11 protein-coding genes, 3 pseudogenes and 1 riboswitch are annotated in these 14,545 nt (G+C 47.0%); of the genes and pseudogenes, 7 read left to right on the top strand and 7 right to left on the bottom strand.

Annotated features, from left to right (window positions below):
• Positions 1–167: 167 nt before the first annotated feature.
• The 6 genes from hflX to tgt are packed head-to-tail and all read right to left on the bottom strand — an operon-like array spanning position 168 to position 6,779.
• Entirely contained in the window at positions 168–1,415 is a 1,248-nt protein-coding gene (gene hflX, locus K6G33_RS05945) for a GTPase HflX (protein ID WP_296777303.1), read from the bottom strand.
• 13 nt (positions 1,416–1,428) lie between these two features.
• Positions 1,429–1,737 carry a GIY-YIG nuclease family protein gene (locus K6G33_RS05940; RefSeq protein ID WP_296777300.1) on the bottom strand — a complete coding sequence of 103 codons (309 nt, stop codon included), beginning with the start codon at positions 1,735–1,737 and terminating at the stop codon, positions 1,429–1,431.
• Between the two features lie 6 nt (positions 1,738–1,743).
• On the bottom strand, positions 1,744–2,121 hold the full coding sequence (locus K6G33_RS05935) for a hypothetical protein (RefSeq protein ID WP_296777298.1): 378 nt from the start codon (positions 2,119–2,121) through the stop codon (positions 1,744–1,746).
• A 30-nt stretch (positions 2,122–2,151) separates the two neighbouring features.
• The gene (queA, locus tag K6G33_RS05930) at positions 2,152–3,183 is read right to left on the bottom strand and encodes a tRNA preQ1(34) S-adenosylmethionine ribosyltransferase-isomerase QueA (protein WP_296777295.1); all 1,032 of its coding nucleotides are present in this window, start codon (positions 3,181–3,183) and stop codon (positions 2,152–2,154) included.
• Between the two features lie 50 nt (positions 3,184–3,233).
• Positions 3,234–5,615, bottom strand: a complete 2,382-nt coding sequence (locus tag K6G33_RS05925) for a hypothetical protein (protein WP_296777292.1) — start codon at positions 5,613–5,615, stop codon at positions 3,234–3,236.
• A 33-nt stretch (positions 5,616–5,648) separates the two neighbouring features.
• Positions 5,649–6,779 (bottom strand): tRNA guanosine(34) transglycosylase Tgt, encoded by a 1,131-nt coding sequence (tgt, locus tag K6G33_RS05920; protein WP_173449462.1) that lies wholly within the window; start codon positions 6,777–6,779, stop codon positions 5,649–5,651.
• Positions 6,780–6,925: 146 nt separating this feature from the next.
• Positions 6,926–7,098, top strand: a riboswitch (Lysine riboswitch).
• A gap of 100 nt (positions 7,099–7,198) precedes the next feature.
• Between tgt and asd the strand changes: the two genes are divergently transcribed.
• From asd to K6G33_RS05890, 6 genes and pseudogenes are all read left to right on the top strand, one after another.
• The gene (gene asd, locus K6G33_RS05915; protein ID WP_173449461.1) at positions 7,199–8,278 is read left to right on the top strand and encodes an aspartate-semialdehyde dehydrogenase; all 1,080 of its coding nucleotides are present in this window, start codon (positions 7,199–7,201) and stop codon (positions 8,276–8,278) included.
• A 62-nt stretch (positions 8,279–8,340) separates the two neighbouring features.
• Positions 8,341–8,661, top strand: a pseudogene (locus K6G33_RS05910) (four helix bundle protein); the annotation flags it as partial.
• Between the two features lie 82 nt (positions 8,662–8,743).
• Positions 8,744–9,634, top strand: coding sequence for a 4-hydroxy-tetrahydrodipicolinate synthase (gene dapA, locus K6G33_RS05905; protein WP_296777289.1), 891 nt, complete (start codon positions 8,744–8,746; stop codon positions 9,632–9,634).
• 107 nt (positions 9,635–9,741) lie between these two features.
• Positions 9,742–10,491: a 4-hydroxy-tetrahydrodipicolinate reductase gene (dapB, locus tag K6G33_RS05900; RefSeq protein WP_296777287.1), complete on the top strand. Its 750-nt coding sequence runs from the start codon at positions 9,742–9,744 to the stop codon at positions 10,489–10,491.
• A 50-nt stretch (positions 10,492–10,541) separates the two neighbouring features.
• Positions 10,542–11,105, top strand: a complete 564-nt coding sequence (locus K6G33_RS05895) for a GNAT family protein (RefSeq protein WP_296777285.1) — start codon at positions 10,542–10,544, stop codon at positions 11,103–11,105.
• A 3-nt stretch (positions 11,106–11,108) separates the two neighbouring features.
• The gene (locus K6G33_RS05890; protein WP_296777284.1) at positions 11,109–11,510 is read left to right on the top strand and encodes a PaaI family thioesterase; all 402 of its coding nucleotides are present in this window, start codon (positions 11,109–11,111) and stop codon (positions 11,508–11,510) included.
• A gap of 282 nt (positions 11,511–11,792) precedes the next feature.
• Here the strand turns inward: K6G33_RS05890 and K6G33_RS05885 are convergent.
• Positions 11,793–13,664 (bottom strand): annotated as a pseudogene (locus K6G33_RS05885) (GGDEF domain-containing protein); the annotation flags it as partial.
• 599 nt (positions 13,665–14,263) lie between these two features.
• On the opposite strand from K6G33_RS05885, the pseudogene K6G33_RS05880 reads away from it, so the two are divergent.
• Positions 14,264–14,545: pseudogene (locus K6G33_RS05880) on the top strand (glycoside hydrolase family 11 protein); the annotation flags it as partial.

Here is a 14,545-nt window from a genome sequence, read left to right as displayed (position 1 = left end):
CCCCACACCCCACAAGGGCTGTCAGCCCTTGACCTGCCCAAAGGAACACAGTCCCTTTGGAATCCCGTTCATAGGTTTATTAAGTTATTACGTTAAATTATGATTTATCATACATAAATTATATCCGTTTTTAGCGCTCATGTCAACGCATTTCCGCTGAAAAGTACTCAGACCTTGTAGCTTTCTGCCTCTTTTATGAGCTTCACGTCAACAAGAGCGTCGATGAGAGTGCCGTTTTCGGCGTATTCCTCGGAGAATATCTTGCCGTCCTGTCTTATCCTGCCGAGGAAAGCGCCCTTATCGTATGGAATGAGCAGCTTCATGCGCTTGGCAGTCTCAGGGAGGTTTTTCATGATACATTCAAGGAGCTTATCAAAGCCTGTATGTTCCTTAGCACTTATCATAACGGTATTATCGTTCTCGAACACTGTATCGGTAAACGCAGCAGCGTCCGCCTTGTTCATGACGAATATCTGCGGTATGCCATCGCAGCCCAGCTCATTGAGCAGACTTGCCGTTACCTCAGCCTGTTCCTTTATTTCGGGCGAGGAGAGATCCTGCACATTGAGGATAATATCCGCTGCCGCAGCTTCTTCAAGTGTTGACTTGAAGGCTTCGACGAGGTTATGGGGGAGCCTGCGTATAAGACCGACAGTATCTATCAGCATGACGCTTCTTCCGTCAGGGAGCTCGATTGAGCGTGAGGTTATATCAAGTGTAGCGAAGAGCTTGTTTTCGGCGAGAACTCCCGCATCGGTGAGAGCGTTGAGCAGCGTGGACTTGCCCACATTGGTGTAGCCGACTATAGCCGCACAGAGCACACTGTCTTTTTTGCGGCGTGAGCGCGAGAAGTTACGGTGCTTTTTGAGTTCTTCCAATTCCGCTTCGAGGTAGCTGATACGCTTGCGGATATGGCGCTTGTCGGTCTCCAGCTTAGTCTCACCGGGACCTCTTGTACCGATACCGCCGCCCAGTCGGGAAAGAGCCGTGCCCATGCCTGTCAGACGGGGGAGACGGTATTTCTGCTGAGCGAGCTCGACTTGCAGCTTGCCTTCTTTGGTACGAGCGCGCTGAGCGAAGATATCGAGTATCAGGGTAGTTCTGTCTATGACGCGGACATCGAGTATCTCCTCGATATTGCGCACCTGAACTCCTGTGAGCTCATGGTCGAAGATGACCAGCTCAGCTTCCAGTGCATCGAGCTGTTCCTTCAGTTCTTCGAGCCTGCCTGCGCCCATGCAGGTAGCAGGGTCATAGGCAGGGCGCTTCTGTATGATAGTTCCCACAACATCGGCGTTAGCAGTTGAAGCCAGTTCTTCAAGCTCATTTATTGAAGCCTCCGCATCGAATTCGCCTGTATCCACGCAGGCGAGGACAGTTTTTACAGGGAGGTCATCGGTCTTGTTTTCGTACATATGGTACTCCTTATCAGATAGTCTCGCGTTTGTAGAGCTCTGAGACATCTTCCCCGAAAAGTCGGGAAAAGCAGCTGTTATTCCCTATAAGTCCGAGCTTTTGCGGTTTAGACAGCTGCTTTATGCGATATTCGAGCTTTGATGCGAGACTGCGGTTTTCACAGCTCCAGAGAGCTTCAAGCGACAGTGCTTTATGTGAACGAGTGAACTTTGCACATTTTTCGTTTCTTTCAAAGTGTTCTTTCATACGGCGTTCTATGTTGTTGGTTATACCCGTGTAAAGCAAGCCGCCCTCACACTTTAAAATGTATATATAATACATTCGGGGTCAGTCGAGGTCAAATTCCTTGCCCGAATCGGGGGTGCGATCCTCACGGCGGCCGTAGAATCCCATGAGTTCGCCCTCAATGTTTCTGATAGCGAGGATATACATATCCATATTGTTGGTATCGTCATGAAAAGCGAATACGCGGTTGTTTTGTTCATCTTCTTTGAACCATTCAACGCTCATAATGACCTTGCTCATCATTTCCTCGTCCATAAGGGTCTCAAGAAGCCTGCCTGTGAGAGGTGAAGCAGGTGCATAATACTTTATTGCCGCAGGATTCTCGTAAATAATTCTGTAATCGAGGTTACAGAGCACTATAGGGCCTTCTTCGGAATCAATAATTCCCTTAAAAAAGTCATTAACATCAAAATCAGCCATTTTTATTCTCCTTCATATTTAAATAAGATTTCAGAGTATGCACATACTGTCTCCGAAGCTGAAGAAGCGATAACGCTCCTCGACAGCAGTCCTATAGGCGTTCATAGTGTTTTCGTATCCCATGAAAGCGGAGACAAGCATAATAAGCGTACTTTCGGGCAGGTGAAAATTTGTGATAAGTCCGTCAATACACTTGAACTTATATGAGGGATAGATAAATATGTCTGTATATCCCTCGTGTTCGGAGATATCACCGTAAAAGCTTGCAACACTTTCGAGGGTACGGCAGGTAGTAGTGCCGACTGCGATGACTCTTCCTCCGTTTTTCTTTGTCTCATTGATAAGGTCAGCAGTTTCCTTTGGCAGGAAATAGTGTTCGCTGTGCATTTTATGGTCGAGGACGTTGTTTTCCTTGACGGGACGGAATGTTCCCAGACCGACGTGCAGCGTCACGAAAGCGGTCTTTATTCCCCGTGAGCGCAGATCGTCCAGCATTTCGGGTGTGAAGTGCAGACCTGCTGTAGGAGCAGCCGCAGAACCGAGTTCCTTTGAATAAACGGTCTGGTAGCGCTCGCGGTTTTCGAGCTTTTCCTTGATGTACGGCGGGAGGGGCATTTGTCCCACATCTTCCAGAGCGGTGAAAAAGTTTCCCTCGCACTGGAACTGTACGATACGGTTTCCGTCGTCCTTGACCTCGATAACTTCGGCAGTGAGCCTTCCGCCGCCGAATGAGAAGCGGGTACCCACTTTAGCTTTTTTGCCGGGACGGCAGATTATCTCCCATAGCTTATCGCCCTTCTGCTCAAGAAGCAGGAATTCGATAAAAGTCTGGTTGCCGATCTTTTCACCGTAAAGACGGGCAGGGATAACACGGGAATCGTTCATTACCAGCAAGTCACCTTCTTTGAGGTGATCGCATAGATTATAGAAGTGATCGTGAGTTATCGCACCTGTAGTACGGTTTACGCACATCATACGGGAGGCATTTCGCGGCTCGATAGGAGTCTGAGCGATAAGCTCCTCGGGAAGCTCGTAGTAAAAATCTGATTTCAGAAGTTCCATTTATATTCTGATCTCCTTTTTAAGTAAGAGTAAGTGTTTTTATACGGACATCATGTCCAGAAGGCAAACATTCTCTGCACTTCGTAAGCCATTTCGGGAAAGTCTCTGGTGTATACATCGTAGCGGAAAGCCTGATTGAATTCCTGAACTCCCGCAACGACAAGCCCCCACATTACCGAGAACCACATAAAGCGGAAGACAAGTTTTTTCTTTGTCTCGTCGGTAAGCTTGCTGTAGATGAAGAAGAGCACAGCGTAAGCACCGAGGAGCGACTGCCACGCAAAGTCAGCCATATAGCGGACAGCGTAGCCGCTCTCCCATACAGAAGCAACGATCCCGAAGGGGATAAACAGACATGGGATAGCGACATAAGCTGTTTTTACCAGTTTGTTTTTTCTTCCGGGGATATTTTTGAGAGCTTTTCCGGAAAGAAGGTAGGCAAACATGGGCAGAGCGAGGTAGAAAAGACCCGAAGTATTTCGTGTGGAGTTGAGGTCGGCGTAGAAGTAGCCGCCTGCACTCATGAACTGGAATTCGGTATCGACGATAGGATAAGTTGCCGAGAATCGCGGCGGATTAAAGAAGTAGTTGTATATTGCTACCCATGAAAGGCGTGGGTGGAACTGTGTCTTTGTGAAGTCGTTGATAGTCTGGGAGTACTGTATACCGAACTCGAACGGCGAGCCGAAACGGTCGTAGTTGTACCACATCTGCACCATTCCTATGCAGACCATAGGGAGCAGTGCGCAGAGCAGATACCGTGAACTTGCGGCTGTAAAGAGCTTTGCGCTGCCTTTTTTCGGTGTTTCGTTCATTCTTGGCATAGCGTATATCATAAAGAGCGCGGCAGTTATGCAGTAGAGCACCAGTGTCGGGCGGCAGAGCACAGACACTGCGAAGATCAGTGAGGATATCGCTGTTCTCGGGAGGGATATCTTGCCTGTACCGATGATATTAGCCGTAAGCATGAAGTATACCGCCCATGTCAGAGCAGCAAAGCCTGCGGACATAGCAATTTCATAGAATTGCGGTCTGCCGATGCTGAACCATACACCGCTGACAGTCTGTATCAGTATAAGCCCAGCAATAGCAATGCCTGCCGGAGTTTTCGGGAAGAGCTTGCGGAGAAACTCCATATAGAGCTTTGTAAGTCCCACGATACCGATTATCGCAAAGAGCAGCACAGCCATCGCATCGGGGAAGAAATAGCCTGTTATAAGGTGATACGGCAGGAAAACAAGTACGACGGGAGCGATTCCGTAGTAGCTGAAGTACTGCTGATCGAAGTAAACATGATCCCAGTTGTAGGGGATATTCTCTCTGTCCAGAGCGTCGCTGTCGTAGGGAGTAGCGAAGCTGTTCAGCTCATCTTTAGGAGCATCGAGGAGATGGGTGCTGCCGTGTTCAAAGGCTTCTACCAGCTCCTGCGTCATCTGGTTGCCTGCTTTTCGCTGCATGATATTGGTGATAGAAGTGGTATCCAGCTTCGTAAAGGTTATCATGACCGCAGCAAAGCAGGCGATATCGGTGATAATGACAGCTGCAGTGCGGCAGAGCTTTCCGCTTTTCGAGAAGCTGCGCTGCATGGTCTTGCTCTTTGTCATGAGGTGCCAGAAGCAGATGCCGAATACTATGAGCAGGAATCTTGCCCAGGAGATATCCATAGGTATCTGGTGGTTGAAGGTAATGCCTTTGATGTATACGATGCCGTTGTCGAGCGGCATCACGGACAGTCTCATATTGCTCACAGCGCCTGAAAGGTGGATCTGAGTATAGTTGGAGTGAGGCTTATCCTTTACGAGAGTACCCTCGGCTATAGAAAGGCGGTAGTCTGTGGTGCGGGTAACGTCCATTGCATCAACGTAGAGCTTTGCGGCTTTGGTATCGCTGCCGAACTCAACGTCAACACAGACGTTTGTTATCTCCTCGTTGATATTCTCGAAGGTGAATACAGTGGAGCGTGAACCGACAACGGCTATATCGCTGCTGCCCTCGCGGATATCGGCTTCGGAAGCTTCGATCTCATTAGCAGAGAAACTCATTTCGCCGTAACTGCCGAACCACATACGGAATGTTGGGATATTGAACAGTGTGACTTCCAGTACGGACGCGAGGAGAATGGCTTTTACCGCTGTAACGGCGGTATGGGAGCGCTTTTTCTTGTTAAGGGTGCATATGAGGAAGGAAAGACCGGCGGTCGCACCGAGGAATGTAAAGGCTCCGTTATAGGTATCGCATTTTATGATACCGAGTGCTTCCGCAGCAGCAATAAATATCAGAAGAACAGCTGCTCCCCGTGAGAGGCTGCGGATATTTTTCAGCTTTTTTGCTGATCGGTCAGTGCCTTGCAGACTGCACTTCATTTCGTGAAGGAAAACCGAGGTTACAGCGGCAGAGACCGCAAGCATAAGTATAAACAGAAAAGTATTCATATAAACTCCGTAGATCGGCGCATTGCCGTGATATTATATTCTTGTTGCGAGAAGCTGTGAGTATTTTCCGCGGAACTGCTCAAAGCGGTCCTCGTCGATAGCTTCACGTATTTTTTCGGTAAGGGTGTTGTAGAAATAGAGGTTGTGTTGTACGGCGAGCCTGCCTGCGAGCTGCTCATTCGCCTTGAAGAGGTGGCGGATATAAGCGCGGCTGAAATTGCGGCAGGTCGGGCAGTCGCACTGCTCATCGACGGGACGCGGGTCGGTCTCGTAGCACTTGTTGCCGAGGTGCATTATGCCGCTCCATGTGAAAACAGTGGCATGACGGGCATTTCGGCTGGGCATTACGCAGTCGAACATATCAACGCCGCGGGCAACGGCTTCGATGATATTGGAAGGAGTGCCCACACCCATGAGGTAACGGGGCTTATTTACGGGCATGAACGGCTCTACCACGTCGATTATGCGGTACATCTCCTCGGTAGCTTCTCCCACGGCAAGACCTCCGATAGCGTAGCCGTCGAGGTCGAGCTTAGCGATATCCTCCATGTGCTTTATGCGGAGGTCGTCAAAGGTCGAGCCCTGATTGATGCCGAAAAGCATCTGGTGCTTGTTTATGGTATCGGGGAGACTGTTGAGGCGCTCCATTTCTTCCTTGCAGCGTATCAGCCATCGTGTGGTGCGCTCAATGGAGTTGGCAACATATTTATAAGGGGAGGGGTTCTCGATACATTCATCGAAAGCCATAGCGATAGTTGAAGCGAGGTTCGACTGTATCTGCATACTTTCCTCAGGCCCCATGAATATGCGGTGTCCGTCGATATGCGACGCGAAGTAAACGCCTTCCTCCTTGATCTTTCTCAGCTTTGCCAGTGAGAACACCTGAAATCCGCCGCTGTCGGTAAGTATGGGCTTGTCCCAGTTCATGAACTTGTGAAGTCCGCCCATCTGTTTAACGATATGGTCTCCCGGACGGAGATGCAGGTGATAGGTATTGCACAGCTCTACCTGAGTTTTCAGACCCTTCAGGTCAACGGAGGATATACCGCCCTTGATAGCTGCGGCAGTACCAACGTTCATGAAACACGGGGTCTGGAATGTGCCGTGGACAGTCTCGAATGTTCCGCGGCGGGCTTTATTGTCAGTTTTAAGAAGTTTGAACATATATGCTCCTTTTGAATGATCTTAGCCGTCAGTCAGCTTATTGACCGAGGCGTGGGCTTTTTCATCTTATCACGCAAAAAGTTTGTTATGCGTAAATAAAATTTCAAGAATGTATTGACAACACAAAGTTAAAGTGCTATTATAGTAAACAAGGTAGAGGCGCGGCTGCGAAAAGTAACTGCACACGGGACGACCTGTCCGATGGTGTTCAGCGAAAGGCAATGCCGCCGAAGGACTGTCTTTGGTAAATTCAGTTCTGGCTGTATGCTCAATAGGCTTGCAGCTGTCATCATGCTTTTGATGGAGAGCTATCGGCATATTTATTCTATGATATGTCAACATTTCTATTATAACGCATGATGAGCCGGTTTGCAACCGGTTTTTGTTATTTTATGCATTTTTTTTAAGGAGAGGTCAATATGAAACAGTATAATGTAGGTATTATAGGCGCAACGGGTATGGTAGGACAGAGATTTGCAACTCTGCTCGAAAATCACCCGTGGTTCAATGTAAAGGTGCTTGCAGCTTCACCAAGAAGCGCAGGTCAGACATATGAGCAGGCAGCAGGCAGCCGCTGGAAGATGGCTGTTCCAATGCCCGCAGCTATGAAGGATATGGTACTTCTTGACGCAACAAACGATATCGAGAAGATCGCAGGCATGGTAGATTTCTGCTTCTGTGCCGTTGATATGAAGAAGGACGAGATAAAGGCACTTGAAGAGGCTTATGCAAAGGCTGAGTGTCCTATCGTTTCCAATAACTCCGCACACAGATTCACACCTGATGTTCCTATGGTAGTGCCTGAGATAAATCCCGAGCACATCGAGATCATCAAGGCTCAGCGCGAGAGACTTGGCACAAAGAGAGGCTTTATCGCAGTTAAGTCCAATTGCTCTATCCAGAGCTATGTTCCCGCACTTCACCCACTCAGAAAGTTTGGTCTGAAGAACGTGCTCGCTTGTACTTATCAGGCTATTTCAGGCGCAGGCAAGAACTTTGAGACATGGCCTGAGATGGTAGATAACCTTATCCCGTTCATCGGCGGTGAGGAAGAGAAGTCTGAGCAGGAGCCGCTCAAGGTATGGGGCGAGATCAAGGGCAACGAGATCGTAAAGGCAACAGCTCCAAACATCACGACACAGTGTCTCCGTGTGCCTGTTTCTGACGGACATACAGCAGCAGTATTCGTAAGCTTTGAGAACAAGCCTTCCAAGGAAGAGATCCTCAAGCTCTGGGCTGACTTCAAGGGCGTTCCGCAGGAACTCGAGCTCCCAAGCGCTCCAAAGCAGTTCATTCACTACTTTGAGGAAGATAACCGTCCGCAGGCTAAGCTTGACAGAAACCTTGAAGGCGGTATGGCAGTATCAACAGGTCGTCTTCGTGAGGATTCACAGTACGATTATAAATTTGTATGCCTTTCACATAATACACTCAGAGGTGCAGCAGGCGGCGGCGTTCTTCTTGCTGAACTCCTTGCAGCAAAGGGATACTTTGATTAATTCGGAATGCGGAATTCGTAATTCAGAATTATTGTATGTAGAACAATGCTGTTGAATCTAAAAGTAAAGCATTTGCGCTGAGATGTATAAAGCTTTACCAATATCTCGTTAAAGAGAAAAAAGAATTTGTTATGTCAAAGCAGCTTTTGCGAAGCGGTACAAGTATAGGTGCTAACATAAAAGAGGCGCTTCGCGGACAGAGCAAGGCTGATTTTTATTCAAAATTAAATATTTCTCTCAAAGAAGCAAGTGAAACTGAATACTGGCTTGAGTTATTAAATGAAAGCGGTTATATAGAAGACAGGTTCTTTGATGGGATATATTCAGATTGCCAAGAAATTATAAGTATTCTTGTTGCAATAACTAAACACCAAAAAGACTAAATGGAATCGTGAAATGCGGTCTGGAATATCAATTCCGAATTCCGCATTCCGCATTCCGAATTAGACGAAAGGAATTGAGTCTATGAAGAACACTATTTTCACCGGTGCAGCAATTGCTATAATCACTCCAATGAATGCTGACGGTTCTATCAATTACGACGAACTCGGCAGAGTTATCGACGACCAGATCGAAAAGGGCACAGATGCTGTCGTTATCTGCGGAACTACAGGCGAGTCCGCAACCATGACAGACGACGAGCACCGCGACTGTATCAAGTTCGCTGTAAAGCACGTTGCAGGCAGAGTTCCTGTTATTGCAGGTGCAGGCAGCAACGATACACACTACGCAGTAGAGCTTTCAAAGGAAGCCGAAGCAGCAGGCGCAGATGCTCTTCTCCACGTTACACCTTATTACAATAAGGCAACACAGAAGGGACTTATCGCACACTTTACAGCGATCGCAGATGCTGTAAATATCCCGATAATACTCTATAATGTTCCCAGCAGAACAGGCTGCGGCTTCGATGTTGCAACTGTCAAGGAGCTCGCAAAGCACAAGAATATCGCTGCTATCAAGGAAGCAAGCGGCAATATCAGCTATGTTGCAAAGCTTGCGGCTGAGTGCGGCGATGATATAGACATCTACAGCGGCAACGATGATATGGTAGTTCCTGTAATGTCACTTGGCGGCAAGGGAGTTATCTCAGTTGCTTCTCATGTTATACCAAAGGAAATGCACGATATGGTGCAGCTCTGTCTCGACAACAACTTTGCAGAGGCAATGAAGCTCCAGCTCAAGTACCTCGATCTCATGAATGACCTGTTCATCGAGGTAAATCCTATCCCTGTAAAGGAAGCAATGAATATGGTCGGCTGGAATGCAGGTCCATGCCGTTTGCCTCTCTGCGAGATGACAGACGAGCACAGTGCAAAGCTCAGAGCTACACTTGCAAAGCACGAACTCATCAAGTAATTAGGAATTAGGAATGCTTAATTCGGAATTGATATCTGTCCCGTCAGGGACACATTAACACCGAATTCCTAATTCCGCATTCCGAATTAAAAAAGGAAGTGTAAAACATGACAAATATTGCTATTTGCGGTGCTAACGGCAAAATGGGCAAAAATATCAATGCCTGCATAGAAGCCCGTGACGACTGTCAGACTGTTGGCGGCGTTGATATCTATACAAAGCAGTATGCGGATTTTCCAATAGTTGAAACTCCCGCACAGCTTCCCGTAAAGCCCGATGTTATCATAGATTTCTCTAATCCTGCTTTACTTGACAGCCTTCTCGATTACTGTCTTTCCACAGGTACACCGCTGGTTATCGGTTCGACAGGCTACGACGACGAGCAGACTGCGAAGATAAAGGCTGCTGCACAGCAGATCCCTGTATTCTTTACATTCAATATGTCTCTCGGTATCAATCTCCTTGTTGAGCTTGCAAAGAAGGCAGCTTCCGTGCTGGGCGACCAGTTTGATATCGAGATAGTTGAAAAGCACCACAACCAGAAGATAGATGCTCCGAGCGGAACAGCTATCATGCTTGCAAATGCTATAAACGAAACTCTCGACAACTCCAAACATTACGTTTACGACCGTCACTCACGCCGTCAGAAGCGTGAAAAGTCCGAGATAGGTATGCACGCTATACGCGGCGGCACTATCGTTGGCGAGCACGACGTTATTTTCGCAGGAAATGACGAGGTTATCACACTTTCTCATTCCGCTGCATCAAAGACCGTTTTTGCCGCAGGTGCGGTAAATGCTGCTGTATTCCTCAAGGATAAGCCGGCAGGACTTTATGATATGTCACAGCTTGTATAAGACAGAATTTCCCCTCAAAATGAGGGGAAAATTTATTAAGGAGAATTAATATGCTGACACACATCGGAACACAGGCCATAGAAACAGACAGACTTATACTCAGACGATTTGAATATTGCGACTGCGATGCAGTTTTCAGAAACTGGGCGAGCGATGAAAAGGTCCAGATCATGTACGCCGAGCCTACTTATCGTACTAAAGAAGAGGTGAACGGCTTGCTCGACAAGTACATCGGTAACTACAGTCGTGAGGACTACTACCGCTGGGCTGTGATCGAGAAGGACTGCGGCGAGTGCATCGGTCAGATAGCATATTTCCTTGTGGACAGCAAGAATCATTTTGCCGAGATAGAGTACTGTATCGGTCAGGAATTCCAGCGCAGGGGATATGCAACAGAAGCTGCAAAAGCCGTTATTGAATTCGGCTTTGACAAGATGAACCTGCACAAAGTTCAGATATGCTGCAAGACGATCAACGAGCCTTCAAGGAAAGTCATCGAGAAGTGCGGACTGACATATGAGGGCACTCTCAGGGACTACTTCTTCATGGACGGCGAGTACGTCGGCAGACATTTTTTCTCAATACTAAGAAGCGAATACGAAAACAGGAGATAATTTATGGCTGATATTGAAACACTTGAAAAGGTGCGCGAATTGTTCAGAAATGACCGTTTTGCGACTGAAATGGGAGCAGTTATCGACGAGATAGACGACCATTATGCAAAGGTGAGCCTTGTTCTCAACGAGCATCATAAGAATGCTGTCGGCGGAGTTATGGGAGGAGTATACTTCACTCTTGCGGATTTTGCCTTTGCAGTTGCTTCAAACTGGCAGCAGCAGGGCGTTGTGGGGCTCAACTGCGACGCTTCGTTCATAGGAGTGCCGAAGACCGAGCGCATCATAGCGGAGGCTGAGCTTGTCAAGGACGGCAGGACGATATGCTGTTATGATGTAAAGATACATGACGAGCTTGGGAATACCATTGCAACTGTCCAGTGTCTTGGATTCAGAAAAGCGTAAAAATTTAGCTTTTGCTAATAACGGGATTCCAAAGGGACTGTGTTCCTTTGGCAGAGTCCAAAGGCAGCGCCTCTGGTGGGGTGTGGGGCAAAGCCCCACAGTTACAAAGCGCCTCGCAAAGGGTGAATTAAAAAACAGTCCAGTGGACTGTTTTTTAAGAGGGAACGCCTTGTAAGAGAAGGCGTTCCTTATATAAATATAGATTTTTGATAGATTGAAAGCCGCTGTTACCACAGCGGCTTTTTCATATCTTCTCGTCCTTTCGGGCGGCTTTTTTTGTTTTTTGTGTTCGTACATCTTATCATCAGCCTGATTTATAATAGTATATAATGTATCGGATTTTTTTGCGATAGTGACGATACTGCCGATGCTTGCCGAGATGGAATATGGCTTGTTTATGAGCTTGTTGACCTTTTCAAGCGAATCGCTGAAGCGTCTTTCGATGGTCTTGGCATCGTTTTCATCAGCGTTGGGGCTGAAGATAACGAATTCATCTCCGCCGAAACGTGCGCAAATGCCTTTAGTGCCGCAGCATTCCCTGATAACTCCTGCGAGTCGCTGGATAGCGTAATCGCCTTCATTATGGCCGTAATTGTCGTTGATATATTTCAGACCGTCCATATCAATGAAGCTGAGCATGATCTTTTTCTTGTGAGCGACGCATTCCTTGAACATATCGTCGGTGATATTCATGAAGCCGTTGCGGTTATAGATGCTGCACAGAGGGTCGATTACGTAAAGACGGTTGAGTTCGTCCATAGCCTTGTTGAGGTGGTAGAGCTTGCGAAAGTTTTCCACAGAGTTGCTCAGGTTCATGGTAAGGGTATGGCACAGCAGGCTTGATGTAGGGAAATCGCTGTTAGTGATTATGTAATAGCCGAGGCATCGGTCGCCGAAGTGCAGTGGCAGGAAATAGTTTATATCTCCGCCTTTGCCAAAGCCTTCGGGGTACATATCGCTGCTCGGGAAAAGCGAAACGTGCCTGCATTCGCCTTTTTCCCATATGAAGGGGGCGGTCATGTATTTTGAGTAGCCTGTCCCCGTGTAAACGTGGTGAGCGGCTGAGAAGGAATCCTGCCAGTCCTCGCTGAGACACAGGCAGAACTTATCAAGCTCAAGGTCGCTTACACACTGCCTCAGCACATTCTGCGCTGCGGAAGCTGTCTCGGCTTCTGCAAGACCTGCGGTGAGGCGATTCAGGGCGTGGATATTGTTGTTTGTATTCTCGATCTGCCGGTAAGTACGTTTTTTGTACTCCCTGAGATCGTCGGCAGTTTCCTGCGAACAGCCACAGCTTTCCGAGAAAACAGGCTCAGCATCGAGAACGATGCTTTTCGGCGTATTAATGCCTTCCATAATGTCATAGAGGAGACTGCAAGCCTTGTAACCTGCCTGAACCAGTGGGCGCTTTATAGTTGTGAGAGCAGGGAAGGAGTTCCTTGCGTTGAATGTATTGTCGAAGCCGGTGACCATGACATCGTCAGGGACTTTGTAGCCCAGTTTTTCCAGCGAAGAGACAACCGTGAGAGCCATGCTGTCGTTTGCACATATGAAAGCATCGGGCATCGGCAGACCTGTTTCGGCGAACTGTTCTATAGCCTTTTTGCCGTCATAGCTTCGGAAATTGCCGTAAAAGACGCGCTCCTTCTCGACTTTCAGACCATTTTCTTCCATTGCGGCGCAGAATGCATCGTATCTTACGCGGGCTTCGGTGTTTGCGAGAGGACCCGTGATGCAGTTCAGCGTCCTTGCACCATGGAACTGTATGATATGGTTGACGAGCTTCTTCATGACCGAGAAGTTGTCGATGCTTATATCGTAGAAATCGGGATTTTCCTTGCTTTCAAATACGACAGTAGGCTTGCCCGAGGCACTTATCCTGCTAACTATTTTAGCTCTCATGTCAGCGTCGCCGAAGGTATTGAGCATAAGTAGGATGCCGTCAAATTTGGCATAATCAATAAGATCGTAAATGCTGTATTCGCCGATGTCGAATTTTTTGCTGCTGACCATTCCGCCGAAAGCGGCGAAGTAGGAGATATTCAGCTTTTTTTCGTGGGCGAAGCGATTTATGCCGCGCAAAATGTTGTACTGATATTCTTCGTCAAGAGCTGAAACGACAACAGCAACCTTTTTTATTTTGTCATAAGCCATATTATCCCCTCATAATAAATAGTTTAAACACCTATCTATATTATAACACTTTTATGTGAAAAATAAAGAGTTTGAGAGAATTTTGTAGAAAGTCACATGAAATGCAGTTTTTGTTTGTGCAGACCGACAGAGAAAAATATATAATAATTAAAAGTACTACAACTCGTATTTAATCATTTGATTTGTACAGCCAATTATGCTCTAAATGTGAATAATCATGGTATTTCAAAGGAAATTTTTAGCATAAAATGTTATATCCTCGGCATGATAAACAGGCTCGAAACAGTAATATCTTGGAACAAAAATACAATATGTAAACGCCGATATATAGCTGAAAACGCCTATTTGGAGCCGATTCACATTAGAATGTATAAAAATGCGCAATGTATGAAGATAAATATGTACAAAAAGAGCAAAAAATGAGCAAGAGCTCAAATTGTTAGCAAATTTTGACTTGAATAGTTCACAGAAAAGTAATAAAATAGAAGCAGAAGCTGAGGAAGAGGAGGGACACAGGAGCAGGATCGTGCTCCTGCGCTTTTCCTTAGTTGTTTAAGGAAATCATTATTATGACGTAATGAAAGTGAGGAATGATCTACATGAAAAAGAACATCTTTAAGAAGTTGGTCAGTGCAAGTGTTACAGCACTTATGATCGCTTCAAGTGTTCCTGCGATCCCTGCTGTTCATGCTGCCGACTATCAGGATAAAGGCAGTATAGGCGGATTCGACTGGGAAGTTTGGAATCAGAACGGTCAGGGCAACTTCTCTTGGAAGCCTTCCGCAGGTTCTTTCACCTGCTCATGGAGCGGCATCGAGAATTTCCTTGCACGTATGGGAAAGAACTATGATAGTCAGAAGAAGAACTATAAGGCTTTCGGA

Source organism: Ruminococcus sp. (assembly GCF_024691275.1).
In the GTDB taxonomy this organism is placed as follows: Bacteria; Bacillota; Clostridia; order Oscillospirales; family Ruminococcaceae; genus Ruminococcus.
Note: the sequence above shows the minus strand (reverse complement) of the source record. Positions and strands in the feature narration are given on the sequence as shown.

Excerpts from the sequence above, each read along its gene's own strand:
- dapB (WP_296777287.1), top strand. The coding sequence starts at position 9,742 with ATGACAAATATTGCTATTTGCGGTGCTAACGGCAAAATGGGCAAAAAT.
- K6G33_RS05890 (WP_296777284.1), top strand. The coding sequence starts at position 11,109 with ATGGCTGATATTGAAACACTTGAAAAGGTGCGCGAATTGTTCAGAAAT.
- asd (WP_173449461.1), top strand. The coding sequence starts at position 7,199 with ATGAAACAGTATAATGTAGGTATTATAGGCGCAACGGGTATGGTAGGA.
- K6G33_RS05940 (WP_296777300.1), bottom strand. The coding sequence starts at position 1,737 with ATGTATTATATATACATTTTAAAGTGTGAGGGCGGCTTGCTTTACACG.
- queA (WP_296777295.1), bottom strand. The coding sequence starts at position 3,183 with ATGGAACTTCTGAAATCAGATTTTTACTACGAGCTTCCCGAGGAGCTT.
- tgt (WP_173449462.1), bottom strand. The coding sequence starts at position 6,779 with ATGTTCAAACTTCTTAAAACTGACAATAAAGCCCGCCGCGGAACATTC.
- hflX (WP_296777303.1), bottom strand. The coding sequence starts at position 1,415 with ATGTACGAAAACAAGACCGATGACCTCCCTGTAAAAACTGTCCTCGCC.
- K6G33_RS05935 (WP_296777298.1), bottom strand. The coding sequence starts at position 2,121 with ATGGCTGATTTTGATGTTAATGACTTTTTTAAGGGAATTATTGATTCC.
- K6G33_RS05925 (WP_296777292.1), bottom strand. The coding sequence starts at position 5,615 with ATGAATACTTTTCTGTTTATACTTATGCTTGCGGTCTCTGCCGCTGTA.
- dapA (WP_296777289.1), top strand. The coding sequence starts at position 8,744 with ATGAAGAACACTATTTTCACCGGTGCAGCAATTGCTATAATCACTCCA.
- K6G33_RS05895 (WP_296777285.1), top strand. The coding sequence starts at position 10,542 with ATGCTGACACACATCGGAACACAGGCCATAGAAACAGACAGACTTATA.